The organism is Actinomadura rifamycini DSM 43936 (assembly GCF_000425065.1).
Classification (GTDB): Bacteria; Actinomycetota; Actinomycetes; order Streptosporangiales; family Streptosporangiaceae; genus Spirillospora; species Spirillospora rifamycini.
In genome coordinates, this window is sequence record NZ_AULB01000035.1 from 43297 (window position 1) to 63173 (window position 19877).

The 19877-nt window shown below is 78.8% G+C and carries 6 protein-coding genes; all 6 read left to right on the plus strand.

What is annotated here, in order from left to right:
- The first annotated feature begins 33 nt into the window (after positions 1-33).
- From H505_RS0128845 to H505_RS44975, 6 genes are read left to right on the plus strand one after another with little or no spacing between them, the layout of a single operon-like run.
- The gene (locus H505_RS0128845; RefSeq protein ID WP_026404752.1) at positions 34-3234 is read left to right on the plus strand and encodes a DUF4132 domain-containing protein; all 3201 of its coding nucleotides are present in this window, start codon (positions 34-36) and stop codon (positions 3232-3234) included.
- The gene (locus H505_RS0128850) at positions 3231-6536 is read left to right on the plus strand and encodes a DUF4132 domain-containing protein (protein WP_026404753.1); all 3306 of its coding nucleotides are present in this window, start codon (positions 3231-3233) and stop codon (positions 6534-6536) included. The genes H505_RS0128845 and H505_RS0128850 overlap by 4 nt, the downstream gene beginning before the upstream one ends.
- A gap of 29 nt (positions 6537-6565) precedes the next feature.
- Entirely contained in the window at positions 6566-9859 is a 3294-nt protein-coding gene (locus tag H505_RS44965; protein ID WP_051301283.1) for a DUF4132 domain-containing protein, read from the plus strand.
- Between the two features lie 11 nt (positions 9860-9870).
- The gene (locus tag H505_RS50155) at positions 9871-13134 is read left to right on the plus strand and encodes a DUF4132 domain-containing protein (RefSeq protein ID WP_051301284.1); all 3264 of its coding nucleotides are present in this window, start codon (positions 9871-9873) and stop codon (positions 13132-13134) included.
- A gap of 56 nt (positions 13135-13190) precedes the next feature.
- Positions 13191-16577 carry a DUF4132 domain-containing protein gene (locus H505_RS0128865; protein WP_026404754.1) on the plus strand — a complete coding sequence of 1129 codons (3387 nt, stop codon included), beginning with the start codon at positions 13191-13193 and terminating at the stop codon, positions 16575-16577.
- Positions 16574-19771 (plus strand): DUF4132 domain-containing protein, encoded by a 3198-nt coding sequence (locus H505_RS44975; RefSeq protein WP_051301285.1) that lies wholly within the window; start codon positions 16574-16576, stop codon positions 19769-19771. Before H505_RS0128865 ends, H505_RS44975 begins: the two co-directional genes overlap by 4 nt.
- Positions 19772-19877 lie beyond the last annotated feature (106 nt).

The following is a 19877-nucleotide window of genomic DNA, read 5'->3' on the forward strand; positions in this document are numbered from 1 at the left end:
TTTTGTCGGGGTGTTTCTCTACGGTGATGCTCCGTGAGCGACACCGAACTCCCCGACGAACGTTCCGGTGAGGACGTCCTGGTCCTGCCCCCCGCCTGGCTGCGGCAGCTGCACCCGAGGCGGGGCGGCAGGGCGCTGCCGCCGGCGCGGGGCGGCCGGGCGAAGGAGGTCCCGGTCCTCCTCGAGGCCGCGGCGGACGCCCTGGCCGCGCTGCCGTCCGACGCGGAGGTCGAGGCGGGGCTGCGCGACGCGGCCCGGCGGCACCTGGGCGGGGAGCCCGACGCCGTGGGCGCGGCGGTCGTGGCGGCGGTCGCGATGGCCGGGGAGGACGGCGGGTCCGAGGGGCGGGCCAGGGCGTTCGTCGACCACTGGCGCGCCGGGCACGGACTCGGGTTCGCGGCATGCGCCGCGGTGGAGCTGAGCCGCGTGCGGATCGCGGAGCGGAGCGGGCGGCGGCTGCCGGTCTCGACCGAGACGCCCTTCCCCGGGTTCGTCTGGCCGGAGACGCTCCGGTACGTCCGCCGGCTGCTGGCGGCGGCCCCCGACGACCGGTACGCGGACGCCGTCCGGCGCCTGGCCGGGCACCGGACGACCGCGCCGCGGCGGCGCGTCGTGTCCTACCTGGTGCCGACCGAGGCGGACTGGCTGGAGGAGAGCGCGGCCGACCCGGCCGGCGGGGGCGACCGCGAGCTGAAGCTCTTCTCGATCGACCGGGCCGAACTGTTCGGCGATCCGCCGTCCCCGCTGTTCTTCCCCGACGTGTCGCGGCCGCTGCTCGCGACGCTGCTGGACGCCTGCGGCACGGACGTCCTGCCCCTCCTGCTCGCCACGCTCGACAACGGCCTGCCCGAGCACGTGACGGACGTCCTGCTGGAGGCCGTCGCGCTGCTCCCGGCGGACGACGCGTTCGCCGCGCTGCTGGAGCGCTCCGGCCGGCCCCGGGTGCGGCCCGCGCTGATGTCGATGATGGAGCGGTTCCCGGTGCGGGCGGCGCGGCTGCTGGCGGCGACGGACACCGCCTATGCGCTGAACCTGCTGAGAATCCACCTCACCGCCCGTCCGGACCTCGCCGAGCACCTGCCGGAGGGGGCCCGCGCGGTGCTGGGGCCGCGCGACGCGACGCCGGAGGCCGACCCGGCGACCCTGCCCGCGCCGCTGCCGGGGCTGCCGTGGGACGCGCAGGTGAAGCCGATCGTGCAAGGGCTCGAGGCGCCCGCGACGAGGACGGTCGTCTGGGCGGACGGGGAGCGCGATGAATGGGCCCTCGCCGGACTGGACGACATGCCGGTGCCGGAAGACGTCGACTGGGACGACCTCGAAGCCGCCTTCGGAAAGGCCCAGCCCCAGCTCCAGGCCCGGATCGCGGTGTACGGGCCGGAGGAGGGCGTCCGGCCGCTCCTCGCCGCGTGGGACGACCCGCCCGCCTGGCTCGACGGGGAGTGGGGCAGGTCGCTCGTCGCCCGGTACGAGCAGGACGCGCTGCCGTTCGCGCACCGCATGGCGAAGGAGGCGCAGCAGCGGCACGCCGCCCTGCTCGTGCCGTTCCTGGACGCCGAGGTCACGGCCGTGATGGGCGCCTGGCTGGCCCGCGGCACCCGGGGCGCGGGCGCCGCCCGCGACTGGTGCGACCGGCACGGCCTCGCCGCGGTGCCGTTCGCCGCCCCGGCGGCGCTCGCCCGGCCCGCCGCCCGGCGGCGCGCCGCCGAGGCGGTGCTGCGGCGCGTCGCCGGGAAGCACGGCGTCGACGCGGTGGCGGACGCCGTCCCGGCGGCGGCGGACGCGCTGCGGACCGTCCTGACCGCGCACCCGGCCGCGACCGGGCTGCTGCGCCGCCCCAAGGTCCCGACCTGGGCGGACCCGGCGCTGCTGCCGCGCGTGCTGCTGCGCGGACGGGAGCAGGCGCTCCGGCCCGAGACGACCGAGACGTTCGTGGAACTGCTGGCGATGCCCGAACTCGGCGACCTGGACGCCGTCGCGCGGGTGTGCGACCCGGCGTCGCTGGCGGAGTTCGGGCTCGCCCTCTTCGAGGGCTGGCGGTCGGACAGGATGCCCGCCGAGCACGGCTGGGCGCTGGCGCGGCTCGACCGCCTCGCCGACGACTCGGCCGTCCCGGTGCTGGCGCCCCACATCCGCTCGTGGCCGGGCAAGGACCGTATGCACAGCGCCAAAGTCGGCCTGGACGTCCTCGTCGGCATCGGCACCGACACGGCGCTGACGGTGCTGCACGACCTGGCCGTCCGCTGGCCGGGCCGCACCCTGCGGAAGGCGGCGGAGCGGGCGTTCGCCCGGGCGGCCGACGCGCGCGGCGTGCCGCCGGGGGTGCTCGGCGACCGGCTCGTCCCCGACCTCGGCCTGGACGGCGACGGGGCGGTGACGGTCGACTACGGGCGGCGCCGCTTCACCGTGCGGTTCGACGCCCGGCTCCGGCCGGTGGTGACCGACGAGGACGGCGTGCTCCGCAAGTCCCTCCCGAAGCCCGGCAAGCGGGACGACCCGCGGGTCGCGCCCGCCGCGCACGCGGCGTTCGGCGAGCTGCGCAAGAAGGTCGCCGACGCCGCGGCCCTGCAGATCGCGCGGCTGGAGGACGCGATGCGGACGGGGCGGACCTGGACGCCCGAGCAGTTCCGCGACTACGCCGTCCGGGGCCCGCTCGTCCGGCAGATCGCCCGCCGCCTGGTGTGGCTCGCGGACGAGGACGGCGGCGCGACCGCGTTCCGGATCGCCGAGGACGGGACGTTCGCCGACGCCGGCGACGACGTCTTCACGCCGTCCGGCGCCGCGCGGATCACCGTCGCGCACCCGGCGCGGCTCGGCGCCGCGGCCGGGACGTGGGCGGGCATCCTCGCCGACTACGAGCTGCTGCAGCCGTTCCCGCAGCTCGACCACCCGGTGTGGTCGCTCACCGAGGAGGAGCTGGCCGGTTCCCGCCTGGAGCGGTTCGCCGGCCGTGACGTGCGAAAGGACATCGTGTACGAGTTGCTGTCCCGCGGCTGGACCCGGATCGGACCGCGGAACGACATCGAGGCGGTGGCGCGCCGCACCGCGGACGGCGGCTGGGTCGTCGCCGAGTTCGGTGCGGACGCCGGGGACGGCGAGTGCTTCGGCATCCGGGTCGTGCGGGCCGCGACCGAGCCCGGGGAAAACGGGACGCCCGTCCCGTTCGGCGCCCTCGACCCCGTCGGCGCGTCCGAGGCCCTCACCGACCTGGTCACGACCGCCGAGCGGACGGCATGAGCGGCCGCCCCGACAAGCGCCCCGGCGCGCTGCCCGACGCGCTTCCCGACGAGGACGTCCTCACCCTGCCGTCCGCGTGGCTGCGGCTCCTGCACCCGCGGCGCGGCGGCACGCCCGTCCCGCGCCCGCGCGGCGGGTACGCGGCCGACGTCCCGGACCTCCTCGCCGCGGCCGCCCCGCACGTCGAGGGCCTCCCGCGGAACGCGCAGGCCGCCCCGGACGTCCGGGACGCCGCGCGGCGGCACCTGGCCGGGGAGCCGGACGCGCTCGGCGCGGCGGCCGTCGCGGCGGTCGCGGCCGCGGCGACGGCGGGGCAGGACCTCGCCGGGGCGCACGCCGCGCACCGGGCGTTCGCGGACCGCTGGCACGCCGGCCACGGGCTCGGGTTCGCCGCCTGCGCCGCGGTGGAGCTGACCCGCCTGACCGTGACCCGGGACGCGTCCGGCTTCGCGGTCGAGCGGCACACCGGGGTGTGGCCGGAGGAGGGCGCGACCGGTCCGCTGCGGCACGTCCGGCGGCTCCTCGCGACGGCGCCCGCCGCCGACCACGACGACGCGGTCCGGCTCCTGGCGGACCGCCGGACGACCCCGGCGGCGGCCGGCGTCGCCGCGTACCTCGCGCCGACCCGGCGGGACTGGGTGGCCGAGTGCGTCGAGGAGAGCGCCGCCACCCCCTGGCTGCGGAGGCTGGCCCGCCTGTCGGTCGCCGACCCGGCGCCCCTCGGCCGCTCCTCCCTCGTCCCCTACGGGCACGTCCACGCCCGCGACGAGCTGGTGACGCTCGCGGACGGCGTGGGCCCGGACCTCCTCGGCATCCTCCTCGACCGCCTCGAACTGGGCGGCCTCACCGCCCGCGACCGCGGGTTCCTCCTCGACACCGTGGCGGTGCTGCCGTCGGACGAGGCGTTCGGCGCGCTGCTCGGCCTGCTCGTCCGCAAGGGCGTCCGCAGGCAGGTCCGGCGGGACGCGCGGCGGGCGCTGGGCGCCGCGGCGGCGCGCTTCCCGGTGCGGGCGCTCCGGCTGGCGGCGGCCTCGGGCGGCGCCGACGTCCGGCTGCTGCTGCGCGACCACGTCGCGGCGAACCCCGAGCTGGTCGCGGCGGTGCTGCCGGACCTGCCCGGCGACGTCCGCGCGGTCGTCGAGCCGCTCGCCGCGGGCGGCGGCCCCGCCCTGCCGGAGGCGCCGCCGGACGTCCTGCCCGCACCGCCGTGGGACCGCCCGGTCAAGCCGGTCGTGCGGGGGGCGGCGCCGCCCGCGACCCGCGGGACCGCCTGGGACGACGGCGAGCGCGCGGCGTGGTTCGCCGAGGCCGCCCGCCGGGTCCCGCCCCCGGACGCCCCGGACTGGGAGCGCATCGTGCGCTCCTACCGCCGCGGCGACGTGCAGTGGCAGGTGCTGCTGCACGCCCCGGAGGAGTTCACGGGGCCGCTGCTGGCGGACCTCGAACGGAACCCCCGCTGGTGCGATCCGGCCGTGGCGCGCGGCATCGTGGCCCGGCTGGGGGAGCGGGCGTACCGGGCGGCGCTCGCGCTGGTCGGCTACTCGGTGGCGGACCACGTCGGGCTGCTCGTGCCGTTCCGCGACGCCGAGGTCGCCGCGCAGATGGCCGGACGGCTGCTGCGCGGCGGCCCGACCGGGGAGGCGGCGCGCGACTGGTGCGACCGGCACGGCCCCGCAGCCGCGCCCTACCTGGCGCCCGACGCCCTCGGCACCCGGACGGGGGCGCGCCGCGCCGCCGAGGCGGCGCTGCGCCGCATCGCGGCCCGGCACGGCACGGACGCCGTCGCGGCCGCCGTCCCCGCGGCGGCGGACGAGCTGCGGACCCTGCTGACCGCGCATCCCGCGCAGACCGGCCTCGCCCGCCGGCCCAAGCTCGACGGCTGGGCGAACCTCGCCGCCCTCCCGCCCGTGCTGCTGCGCGGCGGGGACCGGGTGCTGCCGGCCGAAGCCGTCCGGACGCTCGTCGAACTGCTCGCGCTGCCCGACGACGGCGGCGTCGGCGCCGTCGAGGAGGTGTGCGACCCCGGTTCGCTGGCGGAGTTCGGCCTCGCCCTGTTCGAGCGCTGGCGGGTGGGCGGGATGCCGTCCGACGGGCGCTGGGCGCTGGAGCAGCTCGCCCGCACCGGGGACGACGCCGCCGTCCGGGCGGTGCTGCGGGCGCTGCGCGGCTGGACGAAGCGGGACGTGCGGGACGTGACGTGCGCGCTGCGGACGCTCGCCGGGATCGGCTCCGACACCGCGGTCACCGCCCTGTACGAGATGTCGGTGAAGGGCCGCGCGCGCAAGGTCCGCGACGCGGCGGCCGAGGTGCTCGCGGAGACCGCGGCGGCGCGGGGCCTGGCCGTCGAGACGCTCGCCGACCGGTCCGTCCCCCGTCTCGGGCTGGACGCGGACGCCGCGACGACCCTCGACTACGGGCCGCGCCGCTTCACCGTCGGGTTCGACGAGCGGCTCGCCCCGGTCGTCGCCGACGGCGACGGGGCCCGCCGCACGACCCTCCCGCGGCCCACCGCGAAGGACGACCCGGTCCTCGCGCCCGCCGCCCACGCCCGGTTCGCCGACCTGCGCAAGGACGTCGAGGCGGTCGCGCTGCTCCAGGTCGAGCGGCTGGAGCGGGCGATGCTGGACGGCCGCCGCTGGACGCCCGGGGAGTTCCGCGGCTACGCGGTCGCGCACCCGGTCGTGCGGCGGATCGCGCGCCGCCTGGTGTGGATCGCCGAAGAGGACGGCGGGCACGGGGGCGGCGGGCACGGGGGCGGCGGGGCGACGGCGTTCCGCGTCGCGGAGGACGGCACGTTCGCCGACGCGGCCGACGAGGCGTTCGAGCCGTCCGGGACGGCGCGGATCCGCGTCGCGCACCCGGAGCTGCTCGGCGCGGAGACGGAGACGTGGACGGAGATTTTCGCCGACTACGAGGTCCTGCAGCCGTTCGCGCAGCTCGGCCGGCCCTGCCTGCGGCTCACCGGGCGGGAGCGGGACGCGTCCGTCCTCGGCCGCTTCGAGGGGATGCGGCTGCTCCGCCGCGACGTCCACGACCTGCCCGCGGACGGCTGGACGTGGAACTCGGCGGAGACGATCGAGAAGGGCGTCTCGCGGCCGGTCGGCGGCGGGCTGCACGTCGTCGTCGAGTTCGAGCCCGGACCCGACGCCGCGACGCTGAGCGTCCGGTGCGTCCGGGCGTCCGCCGCGTCCGTCCAGGACGGGGCGCACGCCGACACCCCCGTCCGGTTCCGCGACCTCGACCCCGTGCGGACGTCCGAGGCGCTGACCGCGCTGACCGCCCTCGCTTGCACGTCCGCCTGACCGCGCCCGCCCGAGTTCCTGGATCCCGCATGCCGCACGACGAAGACGTCCTGACGCTCCCCGCCGCCTGGCGGCGCCACCTGCACCCGCGGCGCGGCGGCGCCCCCGGCCCGGCGGTCCGGGCGGACGGGGCGCGGGACGTGCCGGCCCTCCTCGCGGAGGCGTCCGGCGCGCTCGACGCGCTGCTCGCGGGCCGGCACGGCGACCCGGCCCGCGCCGGCGCGGCGCGCCGCCACCTGGCCGGGACGCCCGACCCGGCGGGCGCGGCGGTCGTCGCGGCCGTCACCGCGTTGGCGACGCGGGGCCGGGAACGCGGCAGGCGGGAGATCCACCGGGCGTTCGCCGGGTACTGGGCGGCCGAGCACGGGCCCGCGTTCGCGGCCCGCGCGGTCGTGGAACTGGCCCGCACGGCCGTGCGGCGCGCCGGCGGAGGCCCGTGGCGGGGATGCTGGCTGGGCGCGGAACCCCGCGCCAGGCTGGAGACGAACACGCACGACGCCCTCCGGCGGGTGCGGACCGCGCTCGCCGCGGCGGGCGACGCGGAGTACGCGGAGGCCGAGCGGCGGCTCGCCCCGTTCGCGGCGGCGCCCGCGGCGGAGCCCGTGCCGGCGTGGCTCGCGGCGTACCTGGTGCCGACGCGCCGCGACTGGACGGACGCGTGCCTGGCGGCCGGCGCCGACCTCGGCCCCCCGCACCGGCCGCTGATGCTGTGCGCGATCGGCGACGCCGCCCGGCTCGGCGATCCCGCCGACGGGCCGCTCTGGCGGCACGCGTCCCGGGAGGTGCTGGCCACCCTCGCGGACGGGGTCGGCGCCGACCTCCTGCCGTTCCTCCTGCGGCTGCTCGACCACCGGGGCCTCGACGGCAGGGAGCGCGCGGCCGCGTGGGAGACGGTCGCGGTGCTGCCGTCCGACGCCGCGTTCCGCGCGCTGCTGGACGCCGCGCTGCCCGCCGGCGCCGCGGGCGGGAGGCGCCCCGACCGGCACGCGAAGGCCGCGCTGTCCATCGCGATGGAGCGGTTCCCGGTGCGGGCGCTGCGGCTGCTCGCGGCGTCGGGTGCGGCCGGTGCCCGCGACCTGCTCGCCGACCACGTCCGCACGCGTCCGGACGCGGTCGCGGGGGCGCTGCCGGACCTGCCGGACGGGATCCGCGCGGCGGTCGGGCCGCTCGCGGCGGTCCCGGCCGCGGCGGTCCCGGAGGAGACGCCCCCGTTCCTCGCCGAGCTCCCGTGGGACCGGCCCGTGAAACCGGTCGTGCCGGGGCTGAAGCCGCCCGCCGGCCGCCGGTTCGCCTCGCCCGACCGCGGCTGGGACGCCGACGTCCGCTCCGAGGGCCTCCAGTACCGGGAACTGGAGGACCCCGACTGGGACGAGCTCCTCGACCGCTACCGCCGCCGCATGCCGCGCCACCTGAAGGTGCGGTTCCTCATGCGGGCGCCCGACGCCGTGGTCCGCCCGCTGCTCGCGGACTGGAACCGGCCGGAGGACGCCGTCGACGGCGGTCCGTGGCCGCTGACGCTCGTCGCCCGGCACGGCCTCGACGCCTTCCCGTTCGCCTGGACGCAGGCCACCGCGCGCCCCGGCCTCGACGGGCGGCTCCTCGTGCCCTACCTCGACGCAGCCGTGGCCCGCTGGATGGGGGAGCGGTGGGAGCGGGCCGAGAGCGTGTGGGCGCGGGAATGGCTGGACCTGCACGGCCTCGGCGCGGTGCCGTACCTGGCCCCGGCCGCGCTCGGCCGCAAGGCCGGGGAGCGGCGCGGGGCCGAGGCGGCGCTGCGCGCCCTCGCCGACGCGCACGGCGCCGGCGCCGTCGCGGGCGCGTTCCCCGAGGCGGCGGACGAACTGCGGGCCGTCCTGTCCGCCCACCCGCTGCGGACGGGCCTCGTGCCGCGGCCGAAGCCCCCCGCGTGGGCGGACCCGGCCGCCCTGCCGGCGGTGCCGCTGCGCGGACGGGACGCGGTGCTGCCCGCGGACGCGACCCGGTCGCTCGTCGGGCTGCTGGCGTCGCCCGCCGCGTACGCGACCGGGGACATGCGCGCGAGCCTCGACCCCGACGCCCTCATGGAGTTCGGCTGGGCCCTGTTCGTGAAGTGGCGGGCCGCCGGGGAGCCCGCGAAGCACGGCTGGGCGCTCGCGCAGCTCGGCCGCACCGGCGGCGACGCGACCGTCGCCCGGCTCGTCCCGGTCATCGCCGCCTGGCCCGGCGAGGGCGGGCACGCCAAGGCCGTCGAGGGACTGGACGTGCTCGGCGCCATCGGCACCGACGCGGCGCTGGCCGCGCTCCGCGAGATCGCCGAGGAGAGCCCGCTGCCCGACCTGCCCTGGCGGGCGCGGGAGAGGTTCCGGGGTGCCGCCGAGGCCCGCGGCCTCACCTCCGACCGGCTCGAAGACCGGCTCGTCCCCCGCCTCGGGCTGGACGCGGACGCCGCGACGACCCTCGACTACGGGCCGCGCCGCTTCCGCGTCCGGTTCGACGAGCGGCTCCAGCCGCGCGTCTTCGACGAGAGCGGGACCCCGCGGGCGACGCTGCCGAAGCCCGCCGCGAAGGACGACCCGCACCTCGCGCCCGCCGCGTACCGGACGTTCGGCGAGCTGAAGCGGGAGGTGCGGCGCGTCCTGGCCGACCGGCGCCGCGCCCTGGAGAAGGCGATGCTGCGCGGCCGGCGGTGGGCGCCGGACGAGTTCCGCGAGCACCTCGCCGGGCATCCGGTCGTGGGGCGCGTCGTGCGCCGCCTGGTGTGGCTCGCGGAGGACGGCGGCGCGGCGACGGCGTTCCGGATCGCCGAGGACGGCACGTTCGCGGACGTCCGCGACGACCCGTTCGTCCCGGCGGAGTCCGCCCGCGTCCGCGTCGCGCACCCCGCGCACCTGGGGGACGACCTCCCGGCGTGGTGCGAAACGTTCGCCGACTACGAGGTGCTGCAGCCGTTCCCGCAGCTCGACCGGCCCGCCGTCCGCCTCTCCCGCGCGGAGCGCGCGGGCGACCGGCTGGACCGGTACGCGGGCCGCGCGCTCCACGCCGCGGACTTCCGCGCCGCGCGGAACTCCTCCCCGTGGCGGGCCGGCCGCCTGTACACGGAGCCCGGCGACGAGCGGTGGGCGTGGTGGGACGCGGGCGGCGGGCGGTGCGTCGTCGTCGGGCTCGGCACCGGGCCGTGGCCGCACCCCCGCGACGCCGACCCGGTGATGACCGTCGAGTACGTCCGGGCGTCGACGCGGCCCGCGCCGAAGGACGGGCCCCTCGGCGGCGACCCCGTCCCGTTCGGCGACCTGGACGCCGCCACCGTCTCCGAAGCCCTCACCGTCCTGTTTCCATCCCTCTGAACTGGAAGAACATGCTCCCCGACGAAGACGTCCTGATCCTGCCCGCCGCGTGGCGGCGGCACCTGCACCCGCGGCGCGGCGGCGCGCCCGGCCCGGCGATCCGGCGGACCGGCGGCAAGACCGCGCCGGAGCTCATGGTGAAGGCGAAGGCGAAGTCCGCGTTCGCGAAACTGCGCGCGGACGACCCCCGCACCGCCGCCGTGCACCGGCACCTGGCGGGGACGCCCGACCCCGTCGGGGCCGCGACGGTCGCGGCCCTCGTCCAGTACGTGCTCGACTGGTACGAACTGCCGGACGACCCGAACCGCGTGTTCGCCGACCACTGGGCCGCCGAGCACGGCGTCGTGTTCGCGGCTTGTGCCGCCGTCGAGGTGACGCGCACGCCCAGGCATTTCGACGGGCCGGAGAGCGGCAAGCGGTCGGTGTCCTTCTACAGCGCCGACCGCGACCGGGCGCACCGCGGCGCGCTGCGCCGCGTCCGCGCCCTGCTGGCCGCCGCGGGCGACGAGGAGTACGCGGAGGCCGAACGGGCGCTGGAGCGGTACCGGGTGTCGCCGGGGCTGCGCTGGCCGGTGTCCTACCTGCTGCCCACCCGTGCGGACTGGCTGGCCGAGTGCCTCGCGGAGCCGGGCTGGGCCGATGGCGGCGACCGGGTGCTGCGGCTCTGCGCCCTCACCGACGCCGCCCAGCTCGGCGACCCGGCGCCCGGCGCCTCCCAGAGCGACACGACGCGGGAGGTCCTCGTCACGCTGGCCGACGCCTGCGGCGCCGACCTCCTCCCGTACCTGCTGCACCGGCTCGACGGCGGCGCGCGGTCGCTGACCGCCGCGGAGCGGACGGCGGTGTGCGAGACGATCGCGGTGCTGCCGTCCGACGCCGCGTTCCGGGCGCTGCTCGACCGGTCCCGGTCCGGCCGCGACCGCACGGCGGTGCAGGCGCTCGGGCAGGCGATGGAGCGGTTCCCGGTGCGGGCGCTGCGGCTGCTCGCCGGGGCCGGGACCCGGCACGCCCGCGAGCTGCTCGCCGGGCACGTCCGGGCGCACCCCGCCGCGGTCGCGGCGGCGCTCCCCGGACTGCCGGCCGGGGAGCGGGTGGAGGTGGAGGCGGTCGCGGCGCCGGCCGTCCCGGACGCGGACGCGGCGCCCGCGGCGACGCCCGGGTTCCTCCGGGACCTGCCGGGGGACCGCCCGGTCAAGCCCGTCGTGCCGGGGCTGGAACCGCCCGCCGTCCGCGCCATGGCCTGGCGGGACGGCGAGCGCGCGGAATGGCTGGCCTCCGACAGCGGCACGTTCCAGCGCCCGAAGGAGAGCTTCGAGGAGCTCGCGGAGAAGCGCCGCCGGGGCGAGCTGTCCAGGGTCGTCTCGCTGTTCCTGTACGGGCCGGAGGAGCTCGTCCGGCCCCTCCTGCCGGGCTGGACGTTGGACGACGAGCTCTCCTATCTCGAAGAGGACATGACGGTCATCATCGCCCGGTACGAGCTCGACGCGCTGGCGCCGGCGCTGGCGTTCGCCGGCCGGGGGGCGCTCGGCCGCGAGGTCCTGCTCCCGTACACCGGGGAGGAGGTCGCGCTCTGGATGGGGGACCGCCTCGCGCGGCCGGGCGGCGTCCGAGAGACGGAGGCGTGGTTCGACCGGCACGGGCTGACGGCGGTGCCGTACCTCGTCCCGGCCGCGCTCGGCAAGACGGCCAAGCCCCGGCGGGCCGCGGAGGCGGCCCTGCGGCACCTCGCCGCCCGGCACGGCCTCGACGCGGTCGTCGCCGCGGCGGCGGACGCGTTCCCCGAGGCCGCGGACCCGCTGCGGGAGGTCCTGTCCGCGCATCCGGTGTGGACCGGCCTCGCCCGGCGCCCGAAACTGCCGGACTGGGCGGACGTCGCGGGCCTGCCCCCGGTGCTGCTGCGCGACGGCGCGACCGCGCTGTCGGCGGACGCCACGCGCGCGCTCGTCGAACTGCTGGCGCTGCCCGACCCGTACGAGGTCGGCGCGATGCGGGACGCCTGCGACCCCGCGTCGCTCGCGGCGTTCGGCCTGGCCCTGTTCGACCGGTGGCAGGCCGCGGGGGCGCCGGCGAAGGATTCCTGGGCGCTGCTCCAGCTCGGCCGTACGGGCGACGGCGGAACCGTCCGCCGGCTCGTCCCGCTGATCGAGCGCTGGCCGGGCGAGCGCGGCGTCGCGAAGGCGGAGAAGGGCGTGGACGTCCTCGCCGCGCTGGGATCCGACATGGCGCTGTCCGCGCTCGACCGCATCGCCCGGACCACGAAGTTCGAATCGCTGCAGTACGCGGCGACGTCCCGGCTGGAGGAGGCCGCCGCCGCCCGCGGGCTCGACCTCGACCACCTCATGGACCGGCTCGTCCCCGACTTCGGCCTGGACGCGGACGCCTCGATGACCCTCGACTACGGGACGCGCCGGTTCCGCGTCGGCTTCGACGAGGAGTTCCGGCCGTTCGTCACCGACGAGGACGGCGAGGTCCGCGCGTCCCTGCCCAAGCCCGCGGCGGCCGACCCCGCGGATCCGGCCGTCGCCGCGTACCGGGAGTTCACCGACCTGAAGAAGGACGCGCGGGCGGTGGTGGCGGAGCGGCGGCGGCGCCTCCTCAAGGCGATGCGCTACGAGCGGAGCTGGACGCACGAGGAGTTCCGGGACCACTTCGTGCGGCACCCCCTCGTGGGCCTCATCGCGCGCCGCCTCGTTTGGCTCGCCCTCGACGGTGCCCCGGACGCCGGTGCCCCGGACGCCGGGGCCGCGACGGCGTTCCGGGTCGCCGAGGACGGCACGTTCGCCGACGTCCACGACGACCCGTTCGTCCCGTCCGGCACCGCCCGGATCCAGGTCGCGCACCCGGCGCGCCTGGACGAGAAGGACGTCGGGGCGTGGGCCGGAGTCCTCGCCGACTACGAGCTCATGCAGCCGTTCGAGCAGCTCGGGCACCCGGTCGTCCGGCTCACCGCGGACGAGCCGCGCGGCGACCGGCTCGTCCGGTTCGACGGGACGCGGCTGCCCGTGGACGACATGTGGAGCATCCTGCACCGCGACAGCTGGACGCAGGAAGCCAGCGGCGACGCATACGAGGTGCGCCTCGTGCGGCGGCTCGGGGGCGCCCGCCGCGTCGTCGTGGAGTTCGCGCCCGCGGCGCGGACCGGCCCCGACCGCTCCCAGCTCGTCGTCCGCGGCGTCCGGGCCGCCACCGACGGCGGCGCCCCGCTGCCGTTCGGCGCGCTGAGCCCGGTCGAGGTCTCCGAGACCCTGTCCGTCCTCCTGCCCGCCCGCCCCTGACCGCCGCTTCCGACCCCCGGCGCCCTGCGCGCACCGCTTCGAACGGAGATATTTCGGTGACCCACCGGCCCTCTCACCCCCCGGAGGAGAACGTCCTGGCGCTCCCGCCCGCCTGGCTGCGGAGCCTGCATCCGCGGCGGGGCGGGACGCCCGTCCCGCCTCCCAAGGGGAGCCGCGCCGCCGAGGCGGCCCGCCTCCTCGCCGCGGCGGCGGAGGCGCTCGACCGCATCGCGTCCGGCGAGGGCGTGGACGGGGAGCTCCGCGACGCCGCCCGGCGGTACACGGCGGGCGAGCCCGACCCGGTCGGGGCGGCCGTCGTCGCGGCGGCGGCCCTGGCGCAGACCACCGGATGCGAGGACGACCGCGCGGTCGGCGCGGCGCACCGCGCGTTCGCCGACCGGTGGCGCGCCGAGCACGGCATCGGCTTCGCGGCGTGCGCGCTGGTGGAGGCCAGCAGGCTGCGGGCGGACCCGGCGCCGGACGGGACCGGCTCCGTGCCGCGCCGCGCCGCGGACACGCCGCGCTGCGCGGTCGGGCTCGAGGCGGCCCGGCACGTCCGCCGCCTGCTGGCGGCGGCGCCCCGGCCCGACTACGACGACGCCGTGCGGCGCCTGGCGGGCCACCGCGTCCCCGAGACCCTGCGCCTGGTGTCGTACCTGGTGCCCACCCGGCAGGACTGGGTGGACGAGAGCGTCGACGTCGCGGTGGCGGAGAACGCGCTCGTCCAGCGCACGCTCGCCTTCGACGAGCACGCGTTCGTCCTCTGCTCGCTCGGCACCGCCGCCCAGGCGGAGAGGCTCGCGGGGACCCGGTACGGCGGGCGGCTCTCCCGGGGCGTGCTCGCCGCGATCGTCGACGGCCTCGGCGCGGACGGCGTGGCACTGCTCCTCGGACTGCACGACGAGAGGTGGGAGGCCAAGGAGCACAAGCTGGCGCTGGAGGCGATCGCGCTCGTCCCCGCCGACGGGGCGTTCGAGGCGCTGCTGGACCGCATCGACGGCACGCCCTACACCCGGCAGCAGACGCGGTCGGCGCTGCTCGACGCGATGGGGCGGTTCCCCGTGCGGGCGCTGCGGCTGCTGGCGGCGGCCGCCGCGGAGGCGCCCGCGGGGTCGGCCGCAGAGCTGCTGCGGCACCACGCGGCGGGCCATGCCGACCTCGCCGAGAGCGTCCTGCCGGACCTGCCGGACGAGGCCCGCGCCGCCGTGGCGGGGTCCCTCCCGGCACGGGTCGAGGGGGCGCGGGAGGCGGCGGCCGAGGAGCTGCCCGGGTATCTCGGCGGGCTTCCGTGGGACCGTCCGGTGAAGCCGGTGGTCGACGGCCTGGAAACCCCCGCGTCCCGCGAGATCGTGTGGCGGGACGGGGAACGCGAGGAGTGGCTCGCCCAGGGGCGCGCGTGGCACGAGGAGCCGCCCGGCGCGGACTGGGCGGCGCTCGCGCGCGGGTTCGGCGAACCGGGCTTCCGTGAGAGCCTGCAGCTCGTCCTCTACGGCCCGGAGGAGGTGGTCCGGCCGCTCCTGGCGGAACGGTCCACTTCGGACGTCTGGGACAGTGTGCCCCTGCGGGCCGTCGTGGCCCGGTTCGGGATGGACGCCTACCCCGTCGCCCGGCGGCTGGCCGAGGCGCAATCGGCCCATTACGGCCGGATGCTGCTGCCGTACCTGGACGCCGAGGTCGCGCTGCTGATGGGCGGATGGCTGCGGCGGCGCCTCCACGCCGCCGCGGACGCCCGGGAGTGGCTCGACCGGCACGGCCTCGCCGCGGTGCCGCTCCTCGCCCCGGCGGCGCTGGGCCGCAAGGCGCGGCCGCGCTCGAACGCCGAGTGCGCGCTCCGCCGCATCGCCGGCCGGCACGGCGTCGCGGCCGTGGCCGCGGCCGTCCCGCCGGCGGCGGACGCGCTGACGGAGCTGCTGTCGGCGCACCCGGTGCGGACGGGGCTGATCGAGCGGCCGAAGCTCACCGGATGGCCCGACCCGGCGCTGCTGCCGCCGCTCCTGCTGCGCGGCAGGGACCGCGTCCTGCCGCCCGCGGCGATGCGGGCGGCCGTCGAGCTGCTGGCGCTGGCCCCCGGCACGGGAGGGGACGGTGCGGGAGGGGACGGCGCGGCCGACGACGCGGCCGTCCTCGGCGAGGTGTGCGATCCGGCGTCGCTCGCCGAGTTCGGCCTCGCCCTGTTCGGCAAGTGGCGGGCGGCCGGCGCTCCGCCGGACGGCGGCTGGGCGCTGACGCAGCTCGCCCGCACCGGCGACGACACGGCCGTCCCCGTGCTGGAACCCCTCATCCGGGCATGGCCGGGGGAGGGGGAGCTCGCGCGGGCCGTGACCGGCCTGGAGGTGCTCGCGGCCATCGGCTCGGACGCCGCCCTGACGGCCGTCCACGGCCTCTGCGCGCGGAACCGGTCGGAGAAGCTGCGCCGGGCCGCGAAAAAGGTGTTCGCGGACGCCGCCGCCGCGCGCGGCCTCTCCGCGATCGGGCTCGCCGACCGGCTCGCCCCGGACCTGGGCCTCGGCGGTGACGGCCGGGCGGTCCTCGACTACGGGCCGCGCCGGTTCGTCGCCGGGGTCGACGAGCTGCTCGCCCCGTTCGCCGCGGACGAGACCGGCGCGCGCCGCAAGTCGCTGCCCAAGCCCGGCAGGAAGGACGACGCGGGCCTCGCGGCTGTCGCGCAGCAGAGGTTCGCCGCCCTGAAGAAGGACGTCCGCGGCGCCGCGTCCGCCGAGATCCGCCGGCTGGAGGAAGCGATGCGGACGCGGACCCCGCGGACGCCCGCCGAGTTCCGCTTCTACGCCTTCGAGCATCCGGTCACGCGGCACCTCGCCCGCCGCGTGGTCTGGCTGGCCGGGACGGACGAGGACGGGGACGTCCCGCCGGGCCGCCGCGGCGGGACGTCGTTCCGCATCGCCGAGGACGGATCGCTCGCGGGGGCCGACGACGGCGCGTTCGTCCTGCCCGAGGAGGCGCGGATCCGCGTGCCGCACCCGGTGCTGCTCGGCGAGACCCGCGATGCCTGGTCGCAGGTGTTCGCCGACTACGAGATCCTGCAGCCGTTCCCGCAGCTCGCCCTGCCCGTCTTCGCGCTCACCGAAGCCGAACGCGACGGCGACGAGCTTCCGCGCCTGGCGGGCGCGCCGCTGTCGCGCCGGGAGACGGTCCGCCTGATGGGGCCGACGTGGTTCCCGTTCGAGTCCCGGCGGGAGCCCGGCGATCCGTGCATCGTCCGCCCGCTGGGAGGCGGGCCGTGCCTCATCGTCGCCCTGACCGCCGACCTCTACTCCGGCGGGCCGGACCCGCTGGGCGTCCGGAGCGTGCGCCTCGGCCCGAACCCGGCGTCGCCGTGGGAGACGCCGCCCGGCCCGCTCCGGTTCGGCGACCTCGACCCGGCCACCGTGTCGGACGCCCTCCTCGAACTCACCGCCCTCATGGACGGCGGGAACGCGGTGTGACGGCGGACGAGAACGGCCTGACCCTCCCGGACGCCTGGCTCGGCGACCTGCATCCGCGGCGCGGCGGCGTCCCGCTGCCGGTCGCGGCACCGGCGCGGACGGCGCCGCGCCGGTCGCGCGCGCTGCTGCGCGAGCACGCCGACGCCGTCGCGTCCCTCGTGGAGGGCGGACACGGGGACCCCGGGCTCGCGGCGGTGGCGCGGCGGCACCTGGACGGGACGCCGGACCCGGCGGGGGCGGCGGCGGTCGCCGCGGTCGCGTCCGTGCACGGCGGCAGGGCGGGGCTGGACCGCGCGCACCGGGCGTTCTTCGAGGCGTGGGCCGCCGAGCACGGGCTCCCGTTCGCCGTCTGCGCGATGGTGGAACTGGGCCGCACGTGGGCGGACCGGGAAGCGCCCGGCGGCCGGATCGGCGCCGTCCGCCTCGCCGACGACGCCTTCCCCCGCATCGGCGGCTCGATCCACCGCCGCGCCCGGATGCTGCTGGCCGCGGCGGGCGACGGCCAGTACGCGGACGCCGTGCGCCGCCTGGAGGAGCACCGGGGCACGGCGGCGGCCCGCGCGCTGACGGCGTACCTCGTCCCGACCAGGCGGGACTGGGTGGCCGCCGCGCTCGCGGAGGTCGAGACCTCCGCCGAGAGGCACGGCCTCCGATGGTTCCCGCTGTACTCGCTCGGCGGCCCCGAGGACCTCGCGAGCCCGCTCGTCCGACTCGGGCGCGACGACGTCCACCGGGGCCTGCTCGCCTCCGTGCTCGACGGGCTCGGCGCGGACGCCCTCCCGTGGCTCGCCGACCACGCCGCGGACGCGAGCCTGTCCCGCAGCGACCGGCGCCTCCTGTTCGAGGCGACGGCCGTGCTCCCCGCCGACGCGGCGTTCCGGACGCTGCTGGACCGGCGGGACGACGCGGACGCGCGGCCCGCGCTCCGCGCGGCGATGCGGCGGTTCCCGGTGCGGGCGCTGCGGCTGCTGGCGGCGGCGGGGAAGGAGGCCCGCGACCTGCTGGACGACCACGTCCGGGCGAACCGCGCGACGGTCGACGCGATGCTCCCGGACCTGCCGGAGGACGCGCGCGCGGCCGCGGCGGCGGCCGCCGCCGCGCACGTCCGGGTGCCGGACGCGCCGCCCGGCGCCGTCCCGGCCGTCCTCGCCGACCCCCTCTGGAACCGCCCGGTCAGGCCGGTCGCGGCGGGGCTGGAACCGCCCCCGGACCGGGAGACGGTGTGGCGCGACGGCGAGCGGGAGGAGTGGCTGGCCACCGAAACGCCCGGGATCCCGGTTCCGGACGACCCGGACTGGGCCGAGCGCGCCGAGTCCTGCCGCCGGGGGCCCTTCTCGCGGGAGGAGGCCGAGCTCCTCCTGTACGGGCCGGACGACCTGGTCCGGCCGCTGCTCGCCGACTGGACCGGCTACCGCGGCGCCGACGGCGGCGCGCTCGCGCGCGTCCTCGTCGCCCGGCACGGCCGCGCCGTGTTCCGCGCCGCGGCGGCCCTCGCCGACGACGAGCCCGCCCGGTACGGAGACGTGCTGCTGCCGTTCCTGGACGCCGAGACGGCGGCGCGCGCGTGCGGCTGGGCGGTCCGCCGCGCCCCCGTCGACGCGGCGGGCCTGGCGTGGCTCGACCGGCACGGCCCCGCCGCGGTGCCGTTCCTCGTCCCGGCGGCGCTCGGCGCGAAGATCCGGCCGCGCCGCGCCGCCGAGACCGGGCTGCGCCGCATCGCCGCGCGGTGCGGCGCGGAGAGCACCGTCGCGGCCGCCCCGCCGGAGGCGAGGGAGGCGCTGCGGACGCTGCTGGCCGCGCACCCGGCGCAGACCGGGCTCGCGGTGGTCGCGGCGGTCCCCGACTGGGCCGACCCGGCGGGGCTCCCGCAGGTGCTCGTGCGCGGCGGCGACCGCGCCCTCCCCGCCGCCGCGGCCCGGACGCTCCTCGAGCTGCTGACGCTGCCCGCGTCCGCCGCCGCGGACCTGACCGGCGAGGTCCGGGCCGCGTGCGACCCCGAGTCCCTCGCCGCGTTCGGCCGCGCGGTCTTCGACCGGTGGCTGGAGGCGGGCGGCCGGGCGCGGGACGGGTGGGCGCTGACCCAGCTCGCCGCGACCGGCGACGCCGGGACCGTCCGGCGGCTCGCCCCGCTCGTCCGCGCGTGGGGGGACGGCGGCGGCGTCCCGCGCGCGGCGCGCGGCCTGGACGTGCTCGTCGCGATCGGCACCGACGCGGCGATGGGCGCGCTCTACGACATCGCGCTGCGGGCGAAGTCGTCCGGCCTGTGGCGGGAGGCGCGGACCCGGTTCGACCGGGCCGCCGCCGAGCGCGGGCTCACGCCCGAGCGGTACGCGGACCGGCTCGTCCCGGACTTCGGCCTGGCCGCCGACGGGAGCATGGTGCTCGACTACGGGCCGCGCCGGTTCACCGTCGGGTTCGACGAGCAGCTCCGCCCCTACGTCGCGGACGAGTCCGGCCGGGCGCGCAAGGCCCTGCCGAAGCCGGGCGCCAAGGACGACCCCGTCCGCGCCCCCGCCGCCCACGCGGCGTTCGCGGCGCTGAAGCGCGACGTCCGCGCCGTCGCGTCCGACCAGCGCCGCCGCCTGCAGCGGGCGATGGTGGCGGGCCGCCGGTGGGAGCCCGCCGAGTTCCGCGACCTCGTCGCCGGGCACCCGCTCGTGCGGCACCTCGCGCGCCGCCTCGTCTGGACGGCGCACGACGGCGGCGCGGTGACGGCGTTCCGGGTCGCCGAGGACGGCACGTTCGCGGACGTCGACGACGACGCCTGCACGGTCCCGGAACCGGCGCGGATCGGGCTGCCGCACCCGCTGCACCTGGGCGCCGAGGCCGTCGCCGCGTGGTCGCGGGTGTTCGCCGACTACGAGATCCTGCAGCCGTTCCCGCAGCTCGACCGGGCCGTCGTCGTCCTGACCGAGGCGGAGCGGCGGCGCGGCGACCTGGACCGGCTCCGGGGCGTCCGGATCCCCGCCGCCGAGGCGGCCGCGCTGCACCGGCGCGGCTGGTCCACCGACCGGTACCGCGCGATCGAGCGGACCGTCGCGGGCGGCCACCGCATCGTGGTCGAGGTCGACGACCGCGGCGCCGAGCACGTCCTCGGGACGGTCCGGCTCCGCGGCGGCGCGCGGACGTTCGGCGAACTGGACCCGGTCGTCCTGTCGGAGGCCCTGGCCGGCCTGACCGCGTCCGGGGTCTGACCGGCCCGCCGGCCCCGCCCGATTTCCCCTATCCGCCCGGACGGTGCCAGCATGATCGGCACCGCGCCGAAGTGTCCGACGCGCTTGCCACACTGGTCGCCACGGC

Bases quoted from the DNA above. Each gene is read 5' to 3' on its own strand.
- H505_RS0128850 (WP_026404753.1), top strand. From the start codon at position 3,231: ATGAGCGGCCGCCCCGACAAGCGCCCCGGCGCGCTGCCCGACGCGCTT.
- H505_RS44965 (WP_051301283.1), top strand. From the start codon at position 6,566: ATGCCGCACGACGAAGACGTCCTGACGCTCCCCGCCGCCTGGCGGCGC.
- H505_RS50155 (WP_051301284.1), top strand. From the start codon at position 9,871: ATGCTCCCCGACGAAGACGTCCTGATCCTGCCCGCCGCGTGGCGGCGG.